Origin of the sequence: Pedobacter sp. UYP1 (genome assembly GCF_040547305.1) — a bacterium.
Classification (GTDB): Bacteria; Bacteroidota; Bacteroidia; order Sphingobacteriales; family Sphingobacteriaceae; genus Pedobacter.
On the sequence record NZ_JBEPPL010000003.1, the window covers coordinates 318,431 to 338,944 of the forward strand.

Genomic DNA, 20,514 nt, shown 5'->3' on the forward strand with positions numbered 1-20,514 from the left:
TCTTATTATACATCGTCCTTATTTATTTCTCATTAGTGTAATGAACCCTTTCAATACTTTCCACTCACTATTGGTATCCTTTTTAAGCTTTAAGAGGTAATAGTAGGTGCCCTCACTTAAACCATCTCCCAGCCAGGTATTCTTGTAACCAGAGGTTTTGTAAACCTCATTTCCCCAACGATTAACGATGATAAGCTCATTCTTTTCGTACCTGTCCAGTCCGCGGATTTCGAATGTATCGTTCCGTCCGTCACCGTCTGGGGTGAAAAGGTTTGGAACTGTGATATCAGGGAATGGCAAGGCAGTTACAGTTGGCGTATCATTACTTTCGGCAGTTCCGGAGATATCACTTATATCCTTTCCATCAGGGCTTTTCGCATGTACGCTGGCTGTGTTGGTTACTGTACCCAAATTAATATCGGCCGGTGTAAGTGTGTAGGTTTTGCTCAAAGTAGTGCTTGCACCTGGTGCAAGTCCACCCGCAATTATTATCGCCTCGCTGGCGATGCCTAATTTGATATCAGTCAGGGTAAAAGTATTCAGGGTAACATTCCCTGTATTCTTAATTACAAACTGATAAACCAGCTGAGTTTCATTCGTTGACAAGGTGGCTGTTTTAACAATGGAGACACCTGGTATTGCCTTCAATTTAATTAGTGTAGGCGTATCATTATTTTCTTCAGTTCCAGAAATATCAGTTACATCTGCTCCAGAAGGGGTTTTAGCAGTTACACTGGCAGTATTGGTTACTGTCCCTAAATCCTGATCAGCCTGCGTGAGGGTGTAGGTTCTGCTAATTGTAGTACTCGCCCCTGGCGCTAATCCTCCATCAATAGTGACCGCTTCATTGGCAATACCTAGTTTGGCATCGTTCAGCGTAAAAGTATTCAGGGTAACATTACCTGTATTCTTAATCAGGAACTGGTAAACCATTTGAGTACCATTTGTTGATTGTGTGCCTGTTTTCACTAACGTAAGTCCAGGTTTTTGCTGGATAGTGACCACGGTAGGATCGCCAATTACAGGTGTCGAAGGATCGTCGGATTTTGAGGAAATAGGGTTCCCGTCTTCATCTTTACCATTTCCACTTGCCTGGTTACTGTAGCTTCCACTGTCTACCTCAGCCTGTGTCAAAGTATGCTTGGCTGTTACTGTAGCTGAGGCCCCCATTGCCAGTGTGGCAATGTTCGCTGGCGTAATTGACCCGGCATCTGCGCCAGTGTCTGTTATAGCAATATTATTCAAAACAGACTGCCCTGTATTCGTTAGTGTTAAAGTGTAATTAATCACATCTTTCGCAATGGACACTGGAACTGTGCTTGCCACTTTTTGCAAGCTAAAACTTGCATTGTATACAGTGACTACCACGGTTATCGGATCGGAAAGTGTGCCTTCCGGTGTCTCCAACCTATAGGTAAAACTATCAGTTCCAGTAAAGCCCACTGCTGGTGTATATGTTATGGTACCGTCTGCATTTACCGTTACTGTTCCGTGTACAGGATCGCTATCCTTGATTACAGTATAAGTGTCTGAATTTGCATCATTGCTTTTGACTGGAATGTTTACAGGAGTAGCTGTAAGCGTCCGCGCTGCATCTGGCTCACCGGCAGGTTTAACAGCTGTATTTACTTCTGTTGAAGTTTTGACATCTTTTCCTGCAGACTCAGCAGGTGTAACAGTCGCGCTGTTCACGATATAACCTGTGGCTGTAGTGGCGAGTGTGCCTGTAATATCAACAGTAACCAGGTTTGCTGCTCCGGCTGGAATATCAGCATTGACAGTTACATCACCTGTGCCATCGGCAGCCCCGTTTATTTTGGCCGATCCCTGAACAGTTGCTATCCATTTTACATTTTCTACGCCCGCTGGAATATGATCCAGAATAACCGCTTGCAAGGCGTCACTTTCGCTCGTGTTTTTGACAATAAGCTGATAGGTTATGGCACTACCTGGGGTTACACTTGCTGAACCAGTTTTTGTGATGCTGAGTACTGGCCTGCGGGTAATGCTGGTCGTTACCGTAGCGGTTTGTGTTAAGCCATAAACTGCTGCCGTGGCCTGGTTAACAAGGTCACCAGAAAAAGCGGCGTTCACTTTTCCGGTAATAGTCACCGTCATTCCATCAGCTGCACCTGCTGGTATATTCACATTGAGGGTTACATTTCCTGTCCCGGTACTGGCTCCGTTAATTGTTGCCAGTCCTTGTGCATTTGCAGTCCAGTTTACATTTTCAATACCAGTTGGAACAACATCCGAAATATCAACACCGGATGCGTTACCTGGCCCATTATTTTTAACATGAATGTTGTAAGTAATGTCCTGCCCTGCTGTTAACTGTGCCGGAGCAGATTTTGTAATCACCAGATCTGACTGGGCAGCTACAGTGGTTGTACTTGTAGAAGGAATAGGTGTGCCTGTTCCATTGTCTGGTGTAACGGTCGCAGTATTAGTTAAGTTACCAGTATAATCCGGATCTATGGTCCCTTCAATTCTGATCTCTACCTTCCCACCTACTGGCACATTTACATCGCTGCTCACATTTGCACTTCCATTACCGCTGTCTCCACTGTTTATGGTTGCGCCATTGGTAGCAATCGCTATCCAGGATATGGTTGCTGGTAATATTTGATTTGGAACAACATCGGCAATGATACTGTTTGTTGCATCAGATGGCCCTGTATTTTCAAGGGTTAAAGTGTAGACTATTTTTTGTCCGGAAGAAATTGTTGCTGGTGCTCCTTTAGAGAAAACCAATTTAGATTCCTGAGTGACTGTTGTAATGGCTGGTGTTGAAGTAACTGGTGGTACACCACTGGTTGTTGGAGGTGTAATTGTTGCAAAGTTCTCTAACGTCCCGGTATAATTGCCTGGCACAATACCAGTAATGGTTATCAATACACCGCTATTTGCAGGTAAATCTGCGTTTAAGCTGAGTGTATTACCTGTACCAGTGGCACCAGTATTGAGCTTAGCACCACCATTTGCGGTGGCACTCCAGGTCACATTGGTTATTGCAGCTGGTACATCATCCGTAATTACGTTAGCAGACAAGTCGCTCGGCCCGGTATTGTTAACCTGAATAGTATAGGTTATAGCCTCACCTGCTGCAATTTGAGCTGGTGCATTTTTAACAATCGTTAGTCCGGCTTTCAGACCTACAACAGTAGTTACAGGATTGGACGGAACTGGTGTCCCATCTGCTGTTTCTGCATAGGCTGTATTACTGATATTACCACGGTATGAGGCGTTTATTGTGCCTGTAATATTTACAACAATTGCATTTCCGCTTCCTGCAGGAATATCGCCGGTTATGTTCACATCATTTCCGGTTCCTGTAGCCCCCGTAGTAATCGTTGCGGCTCCTTCCATACTGGTCGTCCATCCGCTAACGTTTACTTGTGCTGGTACCAAATCTGATAACTTAACACCTGTTGCGTCACTTAAACCACTATTTGTTAACCGGATCGTATAAAATATTGCACCTCCAGCATCAGCATTTGCAGGCCCTGTTTTTTCAACATTTAATATTGGATCGCTGGTAATTGTCGTATTTACTGTAGCAGCATTATTTGCTAAATTATAATCTGTGATGCCACCCGCAGCATTTAAATCAATGTTTGCAGTGTTTACCAATTGACCGTTTGAAGTATTAGAAGGGACTTTTCCAGTAATAGTGACGGTCACAAAATTTGACGTTCCTGCTGGAATATTTAAAGGAAGATCGACATCTCCATTTCCAGTCAGTGTACCTCCGGCTGCTAAGCTTGAATTTCCACTTAATACTACACTCCAGGTTACATTTTGCAGTGCGGCTGGCATCACGTCTTTGACAACCAGGTTTGATACATCTGCCGGGCCGTTATTTGCGGCTACCAGCGTATAAGTGATATTGTCGCCTGAGACTACATTTGCCGGCCCGCTTTTCGAAATAGAAACGTCTGCCGATTTAATGACTGCCGTTGTTTTAGAAGATTCTATTGGCAGATCCGGAGAAACTTGTACTGTGGCTACATTGACGATAGACATATCGGCCGCAGGGGTTACCAAGCCTGTAACTACAATGGTAATTTTACCATTATTTGCAGGAAGATTACCTGTGATGTCAATATTGCCTGATCCATTCGCTACTGATGGAACGGCTCCATTAGCGCCTGTGGCTGTCCAGGTTGTATTGATTATCGCTCCTGGCAAATCATCTTTGATAATAGCTCCTGTGATATCACTTACACCAGTATTTTCAACTAAAATGGTATAAGTAATGGTCTCGCCAACTTTTACAGTGCTGGGCCCTGCTTTAGAAATTCTATAGTTAGCGTTCGCTCTGATCAGGGTACCCACAGTGGTGGTATTATCAGCGGGGTTTGAATCCGTAATCGAAGGGTCAACAGTAGCAGAAGCAGTATTTGGAATATTATCTCCAACCGAAGCGCCCGCAGCGATAGTTCCGTTAATGGTAATATCTACAAATCCTCCAAAAGGTATATCAGCAGCTAAGTCAATACTACCTGACCCTGAGTTTACCGTGGTAGTGGCACCAGCAGAAATACTGGTCACATTCCAGGTAGCGGATTCAATGCGGGGGTCTAAATTATCAACAACATGGGTATTGACTGCTGTTGTTAAACCCGAATTTGTAATATGTAATACATAAATAATTGATTCTCCGGCACCAGCATTGGCAGGCGCAGATTTACTCATCGATACATCGGCAATTCTGGTGATTGTACTTGTTACGGTAGAAGTAGCTGGAGATGGATCGGTAACGCCGGCAGGAGGAGTTGCTGTTGCTGTATTCGCAATTGTAGTCCCTGTAAAGGTGGGGTCTACTTTTCCGTGAATAGTAATAGTAATACTTTCTGTGGTACTTGCAGGTAAATTACCTGTTATACTGATGTTATTTCCAGTACCATTTGCTGCACTGACAGAAGCTCCGGCAGTCGCAGTTGCCACCCATGTCGTATTGATGATTGATGAAGGTACTGCATCTGCAATAGCCGCCCCTGTAACATTTGATGGGCCAGCATTACTCACTGTCAATGTATAGGTCACATTTTCACCCGCAATCAATTTTTGCGGGCCTGTTTTAGTGATTTTTAAATCTGCTGTTTGTGAGATTGTACTGGTTACCGGGTTGGAAGGAATTGGCGATCCGCCAGCTGGTGTTATTGTTGCTGTATTGGTAATTGATGGAGCTGCAATTGTCACTTCTACTTTCCCGTTGATGGTGACTAAAATAGAATTCCCATTTCCTGCGGATATATTTCCTGTTAAAGTCAACAAATTAGAAGTCACATTTACCGGAGTGGTTACACTGGCAGTTCCACTGGTACTGCTGGTAGCTGTAATACCAGAAATACCGGCAGGAAGCTTATCTTGAAGGAAAGCTCCGACAGCATTACTCGGCCCGTTATTTCCGACTAATAAGGTGTAGGTAATATGACCACCAGCATCTACAGTAGCCGGACCAGATTTAACTACAGAAAGTCCGCTTTTCACAGTAATCGCCGTGTTAACCGTATTTGAATTGACTGGAGGAATACCAGGCTCGCCTGGAGTTGCTGTGGCAGTATTCGAAATATCAGTGGCAACTTGCCCTGGTGCGATAGCTCCGGTAATCACAATACTTACTTTGTTGGCGTTACCTGCTTTGAGATCAGCATTGATATTCAGGGTGTTCCCTGTTCCTGTTGCATTGCCATTAATGATTGATGTTCCGGCAGCAGTAGCAGTCCAGGTCACATTGGTTAGTTCATTTGGTATCAGGTCGGCTATGGCCAGATTACTTGCGTTTGATGGCCCATTATTAATGGCATCAATTTGATAAGTAATTTGCTGGCCGGCAGCAATTGTGGCAGGGCCGGTTTTATTCAGACTGATAGCAGGTGCTAAAGTTACCTGCGTATTCACAGCAGTTGAAGTTGCAGGTGTGCTTCCTGGTTCGGATGGAGTAGCTGTAGCGGTATTGACTAAAGTAGCAGTCTGTGATGGATCTACTATACCAGTTACCGTAATCACTATAGCGTTACTTGCTCCTGCCGGGATATTTCCGGTTACACTTAAATTACTGGAATTTCCAGAGGCACCTGCTGTAATGGTTGCTGCGCCATTCACCGTACTTGTCCAGGCTGGATTTAAGATCCCTGTCGGAATAGCATCAGTAATTACACTACCTATTGCATTGGCTGTACTTGAATTGTTTACAGTAATCGTATAGGTGATAGGCTGACCTGCTTTTATGTTTGCCGGGCCATTTTTCTGAATAGCCAGTTTTGGCGTACGTTGTACAGTGGTATTGGTTGAAGAGATAACTTCTATAGTTCCTGCTTCTGCTGGCGAAATTTTCGCACTGTTAAAGACATTCCCGCTAAAGCCAGCATCGATTGTTCCATTGATAGTAATTTCTATAATTGCGGCAGGATTAGTATTTGCAGTTACAGCCACATTATTCCCGGTTCCGGTAGTACCATTTGTAATGGTAGCCGTTCCGGATTTCACAGTAGCTGTCCAGGTTACATTAGTTATGGATGCAGGTACTACATCACTAATGAAACTAGCGGTACTGTTAGACAGACTTGTATTCTTGGTAGTCAGGATATACTGAATCTGACTACCTGCCAGTGTACTGGAAGGCCCTGTTTTACTAAAATCAAAGGTTGGTAAGGCCGTTACATTTGTAGTGGCAGTTGCTGTTACCGCAGGCCCTCCCTGTGGGGTAGCTGATGCTGTATTGGTTAATGTGCCTGTGTAAGATGAAGCTATATTTCCAGTAATATTTACGATAACTTTGTTTGTTGATCCTGCTGGAATATTAGCAACAATGGCTAGTGTATTTGTATTGCCCGATGATCCAGAGATAATGGCAGCACCTCCAGCTATCTGGGTAGTCCAGCTTACATTACTGATTTGCGCTAATATAGCATCATTAATATTTACTGCAACAGCATCACTTGGCCCATTGTTACCAATTTCCAATTGATAGTTGATTGCTCCTCCCGATGTGGCCTTTGCCGGCGCCGTTTTGGCAATCGTAATTCCTGTGGTATTGTTAATCGTACTGGTAAATGCAGAACTACCACCTGTACCGTTTGGTTGCTGCGGACTTGGTTTGGCCGTTGCGGTATTTACCAGAGATCCTGTAGCACCTGAGCTCAGCGTTCCGGTAACCGTAAGGGTAATGAAATTGGCAGCTCCGGTTGGAATATTCCCTGTCAAGGAAACGTTATTTCCTGTTCCGACAGCCCCGGTAGTTACTGTTGCATTACCTGCAACGGTACTTGTCCAGCTTACGCCAGTCAAAGTAGCTGGAACCTGATCACTAATGATCGCCCCTACTGCATTACTTGGCCCTGTATTGCTCACTTTAATTTTGTACTGAGCAATATTGCCTGCGGTTATACTGGCAGGGCCGGTTTTTTCCACGACTAATACCGGTTTTTCGCTTATCGGTGTAACATCGGTTCCCGTATTATTATCTGGTGCAGGGTCTGTTATATTTGGAGGTAAAGTTAAAGTTGCCGAGTTATTCAGCGTTCCTGTAGCTGATGGGGAAACATTACCTGCAACTGTGATGGTTGCAGACTGCCCGGTGGCTAAAGTTAAACCTGTCCAATTGCCATTTGCGCTGGTATAAGTACCAGCACTCGCATGATAACTTGTTGCAGTAAATCCAGCTGGCAAATTATCTGTTAAGGTTAAGGCATCACTGTTCACCAAACTACCTGATCCATTATTGGTTAAAGTTATGGTATAGGTTAAGGCTTGCCCTGCTACAGCCGGTTTAGGACTCGCGGTTTTAGTAACCGCTAAATCTGACGTTGGCCTTACTACATTTAAAATATAAGTTGCCGGAGTCGCATCTATAAAACCATCGTTATCTGTTGAGGTATAAGTGAAAGTTGCCGGACCAGTATAACCTGGTGTCGCTGTAAATTTCAAACCTGATGCCTGTGCTGGTGTTAAAACCTGCCCGGCGGTCACCAATGTCCCGTCAGCTAATGTTAACGTACCCTGCGCTGGGGCAGGTAAGGTACTGATGGTATAACTGGAGATCGTCCCTCCATCTTTAGCATCACTACTTTCTAAAGGTGCAATGGTTGTCCCTGTTGCCTGATTGGATATTGGTGTTGGATTGGTTACGTCTTTCGTTTCCGGAGGTGATCCAACGTTCAGCGTATAAGTTGCTGGTGCAGGATCTATTAAACCGTCATTATCTGTGACGGTAAAATTGAAAGTAACCGTGCCGATGTAACTGCTGTTCGGTACAAATTTTAGCTCAGCGGCCTGCGCTGGTGTTAAAATAGTACTTGTTGTTACAGGTGTCCCATCACTCATTGTCAGAACTCCTTGATTTGATGGTGGAAGGGTGGTAATCGTATAGCTTGCTATTGTACCATCCGCATCAGTACCAGCTAAGGGTGAAATTACAGTTCCGGCAGATTCATTGGAAATTTTAGTACCGCTGGTAACGTCCGTTGCTTTTGGAGTAGCCTTTACAATAAATGAATTACTGGACGAGCATCCATTAGCGTCTTTTATATTGACTGTGTAAGTTCCATAAGCTAATCCTGAAACATCTTCAGTGACAGCCCCATTACTCCAAAGATAAGTATAAGGTGCTGTGCCCCCGGTCACAGTCAGGTCTATAGCCCCATCATTGACTTTTGGTGCAGTAGTATTGGTAATTACACCAGTAGAAGCTAATGCCGCTAAAGGTTGGGTAATAATTGTTGATGCGGTATTTACTTCACCCGAAACAGCATCAGTTAGTGTTAAGGTATAAGTACCCGGCATTAAGTTAATGGCAGTTGCTGTGGTTTGTACTGGTGTAGTATTCCAGGAATAAGTATAAGAGCCAGTACCGCCTGTTACAGTAGGTGTTGCTTTCCCATTATTGCTTCCAAAACAACTGACGTTCGTTGGCGTTATGGTTATCGCAATTGGCGGAGTATCAGTAATTGTATAATTGAAATTCCCGGCTGTACTAGAAGTTGTACATGCTCCTGCATCCCCGATTACCACTAAACCAACAGCGTCTTGCAAAACACCTATAATGGTTTCATCAGGTTCCGGACTTATTTTGTCGGTTAAGATTTTAATATATGGAGCTAAACTGAGTGCTGTAGCGTCGGTACCATCATAATTGCCTATAGGTATTGGAATAGTAATCAAACCGGTGTTGCTTGGATCAGCGTCGGTTGCATTCAATTTTGTGGTATAGTCTACCCCTCTTGTGGCAGTTCCACCAGTAATATTAAGTTTAATTGAAGAATTAGCTTGAGTTACATTACCCTGAAGCCTGATTTTGGGAAGATTTGCAGTCGCCTGGCTCTCTGGCCCAAAAGCCGTTGAGGTATTGAATGAGGCTAAAGCCGAAAGTGAGCTTAGCCCTACATCGTCAATAAAATTACCAGCCCCCAATTGTCCTCCGGCAGACGATACTGCTCTAAATCCAAATGAAACTTTTTTGCTGGCACCACTGGTATTCACCCATGTTCCTGTCCAGAGTGTCCATCCCCTGGTGTCTGCGTTACCGGCAATAGTACCTGCAGTAGCTTGTGTATTGCCACCTACCTTGATGGTAGTTGTACCCACGCCGGTAGCCAATAAAGTTCCGTTGTGGTTACCTGACTGGCTATTGTTATCAGAGAATGTAGCAACGTCCTTATCATCAATCCTTAAAGCCATGACATCTTCGCCGAGCCTGCCCCTGTGTGCAAAACTCCAGGTAAATGTTTCGCCTTGCAAAACGCAGACGGGTTCCTGATCTAACTCAGCACTCACAAACGCGTTAAGTTCCGCAAAATAATTTCCGGTACGTGATCGGACAACTCCTGCTCCACCATTGACCGTATTGTCACGCCAGATTTCTATAAATCCACCGTTTATGGGTTGTTCTCCATCAACAACAGCACCTACAACTTCTGTTGAACTCCAGCCAGCAACCGTTCCTTCAGGTGTTTGCGTTACCCCCGGACTGGCTTGTGATTCAAATCCACCATTGGTAAACGTCCTTACCGAACCTTTTGTACTCTGAAATACCTGTAATTCGCTAATATCAAATGCAGCTCTTTGCAAATTAAGCAGCAATACATATCTGGCTTTATGAGTTCCAAAGTTAAAAGCGAACTTATTATTTGTAAATGCAACACCTAAATTTTGTCCTGCTGGTTTGACATCAAAATTAGATACCGGGCTTGAGCTATTAGCGCTTCCAAGTTGATAAGATAACCGGTTATAAAGGGAAGTACTTCCCCCCCCGGCTGCGCCACCGGTCAGGTAATTAGGCGGCACAATACCAAGCCCTGCCGGGCCTGCTACTCCACTTGACCAGGAAACAATCATAAACCGTCTTGCTCCCACCGGATTTGCTGGATTTGCACCGATTGTTACATTTTCAATATAGTAGTCATCACCTAAATCGACTAAATACCATTCGGCATTGGCTCCCGTTTGCGTATTATTGGTAGATGCGACCGTAGAAAAGCTACCATCTACCAGGTTATTATTTGATGACCCCGCAGCAGTGCTTGAGGAGGTTACTGTTTTACCGAGTGCTAAATTAATCTGGGCAGATGCTTTTTGATTAATAAACAAACCGATTGAAATAAAAAACAAGCAACACAAATTCCGGGCGAATCTGTTGTTTTTTAGCCGGAAAGAACGTAATGATGTGGCCATGGTAGTTATATTTAATTTTTGAAATATTGCGTTTAAAAAGTCGGGGCAAAAAAATCCCTTGCCTGCAATTGATCAGTTCAATTCATCAGGTCCAGGAAAAAAGAAAATTTGAATATCGCGCCAGGCGCTAAGTCTTTTACTTAAGGTTCAGTAAGCCGGATTTTTTTAATTGGAAGCTGATTGAGAAAGTTGTTATTTTTCACCATCCTGTCTTTAACCCACTGCCGGGCAGTAAGGATTAAGACAAAAGGGATGGATTCAGAGGTCAGAAGTAGATGTTTTTTCATAGTTAGATTTATTTTATTGATACTCTAAGTTTTTCGAGGTTATTCACCCTGAGAATTTATCATCATATAATAAAATTCTTACACATACAATTTACCACTATGCACCTCACGACTTCTAATGGTTTCGACACATGATGTAAGTGAGCGGACAGAAACATCAAACCAACAGACACAATACCTTGAAGTGAAAATTTTCTCTAAATGAGAATGATTAGAATTATTTAAATAAAACAGGATTAAAAACACAGGGGCACAGCGCGCCAAACAAAAAACATAAAAACCTGACAAACAAAACATTAAATCAAAAAGTAATCAATTAAATATAAATTATACAATGTGAGTCATTTGTTCTTATCATTCGTTTAAATAACCTACAATTTGATAGTTTGAACCGTTCAGCTTAAGTTTTCATCCGATGAAAGGTTGATTCAAACCGTTAATCGGATTTTTAAATTAATTAAGGCATTGAAAAAAGACTATCAAGGGTTTAAAACCAACGGTCAGTAAATTTTTTAAAAATCTCCTTGTACTGCGTGCTTACAGGTATCATCGCTTTGCTTATTTTTATCGTGGTAGCGGTAAAGGAATCAATCTTATCCAGTGACACAATAAATGAGCGATGAATACGGATGAAAGAATTAACTGGCAACTTTTCCTCCATTTTTTTCATCGTCGTCAATGCCTTGATATAACCATCGGTATTTGTTGTATATATTTTAACATAATCTTTAAATCCTTCGATATAAAGTATGTTTTTAAGATAAACCTTTACCAGTTCGTATTCCACTCTTAGAAAAACAAAATCATTGTCATTATAATCCGCCTTACTTGGCGTTTTAAGATTAGACTCCTGTTCGATTATATTTTTAGCCTGGTAAGCTGCGTTAATAAAATCTTTATATTCCACAGGCTTTAGTAAGTAATCAATAGCATTAACTTTATATCCGTCAAGTGCAAAGCGCTCATATCCGGAGGTCAGTATGATACGGGGTGGATTCCGCTCTCCTTTACTGTTAATTATTCTGGCCAGTTCGATACCGCTAAGATCTGGCATATTAACATCCAGGAAAACCAGTTGAAGATCATTGCTATCCAAGGCGCTCAATGCAGCAACCGGATGGTTATGATGGGAAACAAGGTTTAAAAAGGGTGTTTGATTTATAAGATCACATAGATGGGATAAAGCCATTTCATCATCATCAACAACTAAACAATTTATAGGCATAATAATATATTAATTAAGTTTATAGGGTCAGTTATTTGAATGTGTCAGCCAGGCAAATGAATATTTTTTTTTGCGTATGATAACTTCTTATTCGTAAGGAATATAAAAGCTGAATGTACTCCCCTTACCAATCACACTACTGGTCATATTAATTTTCCCTTCCTGCATCTCGACCAGCAGTTTACAGAGATATAAGCCAAGTCCGGTTCCGATCTTTCCAAGGGCCGAATTTGTTTGATGGTATTTTGAGAACAAGTTTACCTGCTGTTCAAAGCTTATCCCTTCGCCGGTATCTATAATATCAACATATAAGATATAATTACCCTTAATTGATAATAGGTTAGCCTTAATTTTTATACCTCCAACCTTAGTATACTTAATAGCGTTACTTAATAAATTATATAAGACTTGTTTTAATCTCAAAGCATCTCCCAGTACAATTGCGTGTTCGTCCCCTTTAAATTGGTAATCCATTTTGAGGTTCTTTTTAATGGCACCATAACTTAAACCGTCCATGACCTCGCCAAATAAAGCATGAGGATTAAAAGGAGCGTGACTAACCTTAATTTCTGAGCTTTCCAATTTCGCAGCATCCAAAGTATCACTCAAAGTGTGCAGTAGCATATCTGATGAAAACCTGATGGATTCGAGCATTTCTATTTGCCCTGGTGATAAATCAGCTTTACCAAATAAATGCAGAAAGCTCTTGATTGCAGTAAGTGGATGGCGTACCTCATGGCTCATGTAAAGCAACAAATCCATCTTCTGTTTCGCCATTACAATTGACTGCTCATTTTTCATAAGCAAAATCGCTTCAGAGCGGTTAAGTTTAATTAAAAACTCAATTAGCAAAACAGCAAATATTAAGATCATCAATATAGCTGCAATGAAAAATTTATTGATCAGCAATGTCGTTTCTTTAAGGCTTTTAAAAGCAGAGTAGTTAAACTCGCGTTGCATTTTATAACTGACTTCTTTGGAATCATTGATAATATTTTCAAGTGAATCAATAATTTCACCATTAACAGACATCAACTTTTTATGAGTACCCATAACTTTTAAGTTGACCAGCTGCAATTGCTTCAATTTCTTCTCATAGACATTTTTATCATTTACACTGATTTTTCGCACAACCGAATCAACAACTTCTGATATGCGTTTATTATTCAGCACTAAGGCACGATCACTATCACCATTTTTATTAATAACGGCATCTTTTATTCTACCAAAAAAGGCTTTATTTTTTTTTGGTTTAACTTTTTTCAGGATACCTGCATAATTTTCAGGTTTTCTTTTAGGCAAATGAAACCTTAAGTCTGTATCCGAGCGTACTCTGTTTCTTAAATTTGCTTCCAGAGTAGAACTTAAAAGGTGGTCTAATGAGTTTTTGAGTACATATAACCGATCTGACAATTGCAGCTTTCTACTATACCAGTTCCACATTTTGTTAGTTTGTTCTGTAGACAGTCCCTCCGTTTCCGGTTTTTTTCTGATCACTGAATCTATTTCATCAAAAACTTGTAAAAGTTTTGCATTATAGACTTTTATTTTAAGGCCGGTTCTATTATCGTACTGATCTAAAAACGACTTCTGAAAAAAAAATTCTGTCTGGTGCAGCCGTAACATAACCTGATCTGATGCAGATTGGTCAAGTTTAACACTTTCTGATATTTTTGATATATGTTTCAGCTTTCTGCGCATAGAGTCATCCAGATAAACAGCCGATACACAAATGATAGTAAAAAAAGTCAAAAACGTAACAAATATCCTTTTTGACAAGACAGGGTTAATCATTCTCATTAAATAAGTATTTGTCCATAGCCTTGATTTTATTCTTTATAAAATGGGGCAAAGAAAGCCGCACCCCTATTTAAAGCAGCTCGAATTAATTAAAAAGAAATAATCAGAATTTACATTTCGCTCTGGTAATCAGATTTATGGATGATATTTTAGCAGAATCTTTCTTCTGCAATAAGAACTGCATCGTGGTTTTTGAAGATTACGCACGCTCCCAAACAGCCGGGAAATTGGGTTAACAGTATCCATAGTTAGTTATTTAAATAGTGATGATGGTATGGTGCAGAAAAGACTGAATCAAACAGATAAAGTCTATTTACAATAGTAATTGCAGGAATTAACGTATATTTTATATGGTTATATTTTTTTTCTTACGCGTTCTTCTGTATGAATAAATCTAACATATTTTTTCATAAAAATCTTAAAAACAATATACTGAGCTCAAAAAAACAAAATGAACAAGAATATATATACCTGTTTTCTTATCTGAGATTTTACACGAGGAGATAAACGCTGTTTAAACACACATAAAAACACTTTATTTTAAAGATAAACGTTTTGTATAAATTATGTAAATTAACCTGAACACGCAATATTTTTAAAACATCACTTTATCAAATTTCCTTAATAACTATAATAAAATCACAGACATTTCATTTTAAAATAAATAAATACATAAAGAGCAATAAATTATTAATTTATTGCGATGAAAATCAACGCTTACCTTACCTTCTTAATACCGAAGATTGAAAGGTCACTTAGCCTGGCGCTTTTTTCGGATGAAATTTTCAATCCATTCATCAAGCTTTCCGGAAAAAACACATCCGTCATTACCGTTAATCCTTCATCTGCAAAGAGTTCTACTGATGCAACGTCAACTACTAAACTCAACTTAATGTTTTTGCTTTCGGCTATTCTTAAAGCGATATGTTTTTGGGCAAAACCATTTTCAAAATCAGATTTACCTGCCTGTGTACGATCAATATAGTAATACCCTGTTTGACTATCATAGCCAATAACCAATTTTTGCGCTTCTTTATTACTTAAAATGATCTTAACACTCTTATCCTTATCAAAATTAAAATCCAGCTTTAGCTTCCCATTTAAACTGCCACTATAAGTTGAAAGATCTATTTCTTTATTTAATGTGACTAAGGCTTTCTTATAAATTGGTTCTAAAAAGGGTAATACTTCCTTTACCGGAGTAGCGCAAAGAAACAAATCTCCTTTAACCTCATTTAAACTCAAGTCTCTGGCAAGGGTATTGGCTCCACGCCATTTTTTTGTGGGTACCTGATTAGCATATTGCCAATTATTCATCCAACCAATAAATATTTTACGTTTACCGGTATTAGACCAGGTTACACCAGCATAATTGTCTGTTCCATAGTCTAACCATTTCACTGCTTTCGATTTTGTTGTAAACTTATTGCCATCAAAATCACCCGTAAAATATTGGGTTGCGGAACCTCCATTTGGCCCTCCTGGATTTATACTGACTAAAAGTACCCAATCTGTTTTGCCATTATGTGCCAATGGAAAAAGATCCGGGCATTCCCAAACCCCTCCATGTGCGCCAAGGTCTGCACCAAAGTCACTTTCTCTTTTCCAATTCTTCAAATTTGCTGAGGAATAGAAAGTTATCCGGTCTTTTGTCGCCAAAGTCATAATCCATTTTTTACCAGCCTCGTACCACATCACCTTTGGATCTCTAAAGTCACTTATTCCAGGATTCGGCAGTACAGGATTGCCTTTATATTTAGTCCAGCTTTTTCCTTCATCATTACTATAAGCAATACTTTGATACTGATGCAGCCCTGTTTTAGCTTCCTCAATTTTCTGATTATGGTGTGTAAATATGGCAACAAAAGCATTTTCTCCAAAGCCCGCGGTATTGTGCTGATCAACGATCACACTACCAGAAAAAATCATCCCTAAACTATCTGGATAAAGTGCAATAGGTTTTTCATCCCAATTTAAAAAATTACGCGTGGTGGCGTGCCCCCAATGCATTGGCCCCCATATTGTACCGTTAGGATAATATTGAAAGAAAAGATGATAAATCCCATTGTAAAAGACCATTCCGTTCGGATCATTCATCCAATGTGCTTTTGGGGAGAAATGAAACTGTGGTCTGTATTTCTCTTGTTGAACAGATTGGGCTATTGATCTGGTCGAAATTATTACAGCAGATAAAAAGAATGGAAGTAGTATGTATTTGATTTTCATAACCAGAACATCTTAATTTATTAGTGAATTCCAGTTTCTATCTGCTCTAAAGACTGACCCTTTGTTTCAGGCATCATTCTCCAGACAAATATTAATTGCAGCACCATCATTGCACAGAAAAAGAAAAATATGTTAGCCCCTCCAAAAGATTCTGCCAGATAAGGGAAACAAAATGCAATCAATGCAGCCATGACCCAATGTGTAGAGCTTCCCAGTGTCTGCCCTTTTGCCCGGACTTGATTTGGAAAAATCTCAGCAATAAAAACCCATATCACTGCACCTTGCGAAAAAGCAAAAAAAGCGATAAAAAGCATCACATAAAGCGGAATCTGAAAACCACTGGATTTTGCTCCCAGGAAAGTAAAAGCAATAAGTCCTAATGAAATGATCAGTCCGATAGATCCAATAAACATCAGGGTTCTTCTCCCTACTTTATCTATAATGTTGATGGCTAGTAGTGTAAAGATAAAATTGACCATACCAATGCCTACGGTCGAAAGAAGGGAAGAATGTGCCCCTAAACCAGCCATCTCAAAGATTCTTGGAGCATAGTAAATAATAGCATTGATACCCGACACCTGGTTAAAAAATGCAAACAAAACAGCAAGGATCACTGGTTTGTTATACCTGCCAGAAAATAGTCCAGCTGAAGATCCACTCTTCTGACTAGCTAAACCAGATTTTTGAATTGAGGCAAGCTCTTCATTGCAATTTAGTGGATTGATGATTCTAAGGATTTCCAGCGCTTTTTCTGTAGCTCCTCTTTTAAGTATTAACCACCGTGGACTTTCCGGAATAAAATAGATCAGTACCAAAAAGATAATTGATGGGAATGCCTGTACGCCGAGCATCCACCTCCAGGATGCTTCTCCTACCTGGCTCAGCAGGTAATTTGAAAGGTAAGAGATCAGGATTCCGAGTACAACGTTAAATTGGAACAAGCCGACCAAACGACCTCTGCGGTCCGCAGGAGAAACTTCAGATATATAGATAGGTGCAGTAACTGAAGAAATCCCAACTCCCAGCCCACCTAAAAATCTAAATGCCAAAAATATATACCAGTTATCTGCTAAAGCAGTTCCCAGTGAGGAGAGCAGATAAGCAGCCGCAACAAAATATAATGTATTCTTTCTCCCAAAATGATCTGAGGGTTTTGAGCCAATAAGGGAACCAATTACTGTTCCTATAAGCGCAATAGAGATGGTAAGCCCATGGGCGAAAGCAGAAAGATTCCAGAACTGCTGAATAGATTTTTCTGCACCAGAAATCACAGCAGTATCAAACCCAAACAGAAAGCCACCAAGAGCTACAACCATGGACCAGGCCAGGACGGAATGTTTTTTCATAAAGAGTTTATTATTTGGTTATCGTGTTTAATATGCACAAAATCATAATTTATCAGCAGCAAATTTATTTCAAAAACATCTAATTTTTCAACAACAAATAAAAGCTGATATACAGACACTTAATATATAAAAAATATTAAATAAAATTCTTAAACACGCTGCTTAAAGTTCAGTTACATTTCCTCTTAAATATTGCTATTACCTTTCACTAATTGATTATAAACACAGTCCATTCTCCACATCTTTTTTAGCCTGAAGCAGAAACCTTCTTACTTCTTTTAGCTCCTTAATCTTAAGGTCAACTTCATTAATCTTTTTTTTAGCTATTGCTAACTTTTCAATTAACGTCAGATTTCCATTAAACCAATCTTGTATTAAGATATTGATTTCAGCCAAGGTAAAACCCGCTTTTTTTGAAGCTATAATCCAATTTATAGTTTCAATAAGAGACTCATCATACTGTTTGTATTTATTAGATTTTACCTCTTCATCAGTTTTACCTTTGATCAAACCAAGATTCTCGTAAAATCGCAATGTATGTATGGTAACCCCTGTTCGTTTTGATAATTCGTTGATTAGCATGTTCCTGAATTTGTTGATAACTTTATTTAATGTATAGACTATACTCTATAGTTGTATCCAGCAAAACTACTGTCTAACTTTGTCAAAACAAAAATCAATAGTCTAAAACGAACAATTAGAATGAAACATATAGCAGTAATTGGAAGCACAGGTTCCACTGGCAAAGAGGTAGTGCGACTGGCTCTTGAATCGAACTATAAAGTTACGGTTATAGAGAGATCTCCAAGGTCTACGCAACTCCAGGAAAACTTAAAAGTTATAAAGGGAGATGTAACTGATTTAGAAAGCCTTGTAGCAGCACTCGAAAACATTGATTTTGTAATTAGCTGCTTTGGGCCTTCCAACCACAAAAAAGTTGGTAATTTAATGTCTTTGGGAACAACTAACATGGTCAAAGCCTGTGAAAAAACAGGAGTAAAGCGTTTAGTTTTTATGAGTGGATTTGTACAATCAGATGGTGAAGAATTTTCTTTCTTAACAAGGTTGGCCATTAAAATACTACGTCTTTATTACAGTGATTCTTACAAAGACAAAGTAATCGCTGAAGCAGCTATTCAAAAAAGCACATTGAATTGGGTTATTGTCAGGGCTCCAGGTTTAGCCCACGCCCAGCCGACAGGACAATATATAGCAGGAATCAAGACTAAAATGCCTTTCAAATTGCTACCCTATGCTGATTGTGCAAGATGTTTGCTTGATGCTATTGAGGAAAATAATTGGACAAGGCAAATTATCAACTTAGGTAAAAGTTAAAGAACCAGTACATAAAAGAGCAACGTCTTTCTGCCCTGCCTCCAAAAAATCAGACACTATTTTGGGGCAGAGCAGAAAGACATAGCCTTTTTCTTTAAACAAAAGTAGTTAATGCTGGATACTGCTTAACCATTGTTGGATTTTTTGCTTCCTCCAATAAAAAATACGCCACATCGGCCCTTGATATCTTCCCGATTTTAATGCCTTTATAAAGATCCGGCAGTGCTTTATACTTTTTAGTTAAAGGACCGTCACTAAGCATCCCCGGACGAACAATTTCCCAGTTAAGCTCACTATTTGCAATGATTTCTTCCATCAGTGTCTTATTGATATACTGATGTTTCAGAAAAAGCCGGATCACCATCCGCATAAAAAAACTTAGAAACCTGCTACTATCCCCAGCACCAAATCCTGTAATTACCAAAACAGGTGCTTTAAAATTCAAGGCTGCACCAGCTTTAACCAGCGCATTTGCAGTATCAGAGAACAAAGTATTAGGCTTTTTATTTTTAGTACCAATGGTAATAATTACTGCATCGGCACCAACCATAACCTTCTTCAAATCACTGACAGAAGTCGCACTGCCGTTAACCAGCGTTAAATGTGCATGCGGAGGTATACTAGCTGTATTGGTAGACAAAGCTGTCACCTTATGTCCTTGTGTTAATGCCTGCCCTACCGTAGCCAGCCCTACACCAGCAGATGCCCCTATAATTGTAATATTCATGTCTATGAGTTTAATTGAGAACTTGTATTTTCTACTTATTGAACTTACCTGCAATGCCTGGTGCAGAAACAGCCAGACTTTCATCACCCCATTTCCAGCAATCACCATCAACATTTAATATAGCTGCACCAGCCTCCCTTGCAATTAAAATACCTGCCAGCCAATTGAATGTATCCAATCCTAATTGATGAAATACATCAATCCTGCCAGCACCAACATAAGCCAGCTGCAAGCCATGGGGGCCATAATTCCTGACTACTCCAAATTTATTTAACAATGTTGTCACCGCAGCGCCGTGCTTTTCATTAAAGCCGGGTATAGCTGGTTCCTGATGTCCGTATTCAAAAACGGCAAGCATCATATCAGGATCAATCTTAGCCGAGGGCTGGATAGGTTGACCGTTCATAAACGCACCCGCCCCCTGCTCAGCCCAGAACATTTCATTTGATAACGGATCATAAATCACCGAAAAATATAATTCCCCATTTCTGATCAGTACCAGGTTGATAGTCCATCCAGGAATATGCTGCAAATATTGTATTGCACCATCCATTGCGTCGCATAACCAATATTCGGATAATGGTAGCGGCTGCTTTTGTCCGTCGTTATCAAATTCATCAACTGTATTCCAGGGAGTATCGGGAAACTCAGGAGTTAATCCCGCTTTTAACACAGCCATACAGCGTTCGTCAATTGCTTCCAATTGTTTAAAAAACTGTTCCTTACTGGTTGGGATAGTGTTTTGCTTATATTGTTTAAGAAACAAGTCTCCTGCTTGTCTCACCGTATCTAAAACGGCCTGAACATTTATCTGCTTATTCATTCTTGCTTATTTTATACAGCAAAGAACGTGGATAAAAGCAATTCAAAATATAGTTAAACCTTGGAATG

Annotated in this window: 10 protein-coding genes; 1 reads left to right on the forward strand and 9 read right to left on the reverse strand. The window is 40.3% G+C overall.

Features of this window, described 5'->3' with window-relative positions; genetic code table 11:
• Positions 1–18: 18 nt before the first annotated feature.
• The 7 genes from ABIB30_RS09245 to ABIB30_RS09275 all read right to left on the reverse strand — a co-directional run bounded on the left by ABIB30_RS09245 (position 19) and on the right by ABIB30_RS09275 (position 18,143).
• Positions 19–10,677: a CLIPPER-2 domain-containing protein gene (locus ABIB30_RS09245; protein ID WP_354301311.1), complete on the reverse strand. Its 10,659-nt coding sequence runs from the start codon at positions 10,675–10,677 to the stop codon at positions 19–21.
• A gap of 140 nt (positions 10,678–10,817) precedes the next feature.
• Positions 10,818–10,964 (reverse strand): hypothetical protein, encoded by a 147-nt coding sequence (locus ABIB30_RS09250; protein WP_354301313.1) that lies wholly within the window; start codon positions 10,962–10,964, stop codon positions 10,818–10,820.
• A gap of 487 nt (positions 10,965–11,451) precedes the next feature.
• Positions 11,452–12,189: a LytR/AlgR family response regulator transcription factor gene (locus ABIB30_RS09255; RefSeq protein ID WP_354301314.1), complete on the reverse strand. Its 738-nt coding sequence runs from the start codon at positions 12,187–12,189 to the stop codon at positions 11,452–11,454.
• A gap of 87 nt (positions 12,190–12,276) precedes the next feature.
• A complete protein-coding gene (locus ABIB30_RS09260; protein ID WP_354301315.1) occupies positions 12,277–13,989 on the reverse strand; it encodes a sensor histidine kinase in 1,713 nt (570 codons plus the stop codon).
• Positions 13,990–14,706: 717 nt separating this feature from the next.
• Positions 14,707–16,215 (reverse strand): glycoside hydrolase family 32 protein, encoded by a 1,509-nt coding sequence (locus ABIB30_RS09265; protein WP_354301316.1) that lies wholly within the window; start codon positions 16,213–16,215, stop codon positions 14,707–14,709.
• A gap of 20 nt (positions 16,216–16,235) precedes the next feature.
• Positions 16,236–17,561 carry a sugar porter family MFS transporter gene (locus tag ABIB30_RS09270; RefSeq protein WP_354301317.1) on the reverse strand — a complete coding sequence of 442 codons (1,326 nt, stop codon included), beginning with the start codon at positions 17,559–17,561 and terminating at the stop codon, positions 16,236–16,238.
• A gap of 216 nt (positions 17,562–17,777) precedes the next feature.
• Positions 17,778–18,143, reverse strand: coding sequence for a MerR family transcriptional regulator (locus ABIB30_RS09275; RefSeq protein ID WP_354301318.1), 366 nt, complete (start codon positions 18,141–18,143; stop codon positions 17,778–17,780).
• A gap of 120 nt (positions 18,144–18,263) precedes the next feature.
• Here ABIB30_RS09275 and ABIB30_RS09280 point away from each other — a divergent pair, with 120 nt between their 5' ends.
• Complete coding sequence (locus ABIB30_RS09280) at positions 18,264–18,896, forward strand: NAD(P)-dependent oxidoreductase (RefSeq protein WP_354301320.1); 633 nt, start codon at positions 18,264–18,266, stop codon at positions 18,894–18,896.
• Positions 18,897–18,990: 94 nt separating this feature from the next.
• Here ABIB30_RS09280 and ABIB30_RS09285 read toward each other — a convergent pair whose 3' ends face one another.
• Both ABIB30_RS09285 and ABIB30_RS09290 read right to left on the reverse strand, forming a co-directional pair.
• Entirely contained in the window at positions 18,991–19,623 is a 633-nt protein-coding gene (locus ABIB30_RS09285; RefSeq protein WP_354301322.1) for an NAD(P)-dependent oxidoreductase, read from the reverse strand.
• Between the two features lie 31 nt (positions 19,624–19,654).
• Positions 19,655–20,446 (reverse strand): inositol monophosphatase family protein, encoded by a 792-nt coding sequence (locus tag ABIB30_RS09290; RefSeq protein ID WP_354301324.1) that lies wholly within the window; start codon positions 20,444–20,446, stop codon positions 19,655–19,657.
• Positions 20,447–20,514: the final 68 nt, after the last annotated feature.

Bases quoted from the DNA above. Each gene is read 5' to 3' on its own strand.
- ABIB30_RS09290 (WP_354301324.1), bottom strand. From the start codon at position 20,446: ATGAATAAGCAGATAAATGTTCAGGCCGTTTTAGATACGGTGAGACAA.
- ABIB30_RS09260 (WP_354301315.1), bottom strand. From the start codon at position 13,989: ATGAGAATGATTAACCCTGTCTTGTCAAAAAGGATATTTGTTACGTTT.
- ABIB30_RS09265 (WP_354301316.1), bottom strand. From the start codon at position 16,215: ATGAAAATCAAATACATACTACTTCCATTCTTTTTATCTGCTGTAATA.
- ABIB30_RS09250 (WP_354301313.1), bottom strand. From the start codon at position 10,964: ATGAAAAAACATCTACTTCTGACCTCTGAATCCATCCCTTTTGTCTTA.
- ABIB30_RS09285 (WP_354301322.1), bottom strand. From the start codon at position 19,623: ATGAATATTACAATTATAGGGGCATCTGCTGGTGTAGGGCTGGCTACG.
- ABIB30_RS09275 (WP_354301318.1), bottom strand. From the start codon at position 18,143: ATGCTAATCAACGAATTATCAAAACGAACAGGGGTTACCATACATACA.
- ABIB30_RS09270 (WP_354301317.1), bottom strand. From the start codon at position 17,561: ATGAAAAAACATTCCGTCCTGGCCTGGTCCATGGTTGTAGCTCTTGGT.
- ABIB30_RS09255 (WP_354301314.1), bottom strand. From the start codon at position 12,189: ATGCCTATAAATTGTTTAGTTGTTGATGATGATGAAATGGCTTTATCC.
- ABIB30_RS09280 (WP_354301320.1), top strand. From the start codon at position 18,264: ATGAAACATATAGCAGTAATTGGAAGCACAGGTTCCACTGGCAAAGAG.
- ABIB30_RS09245 (WP_354301311.1), bottom strand. From the start codon at position 10,677: ATGGCCACATCATTACGTTCTTTCCGGCTAAAAAACAACAGATTCGCC.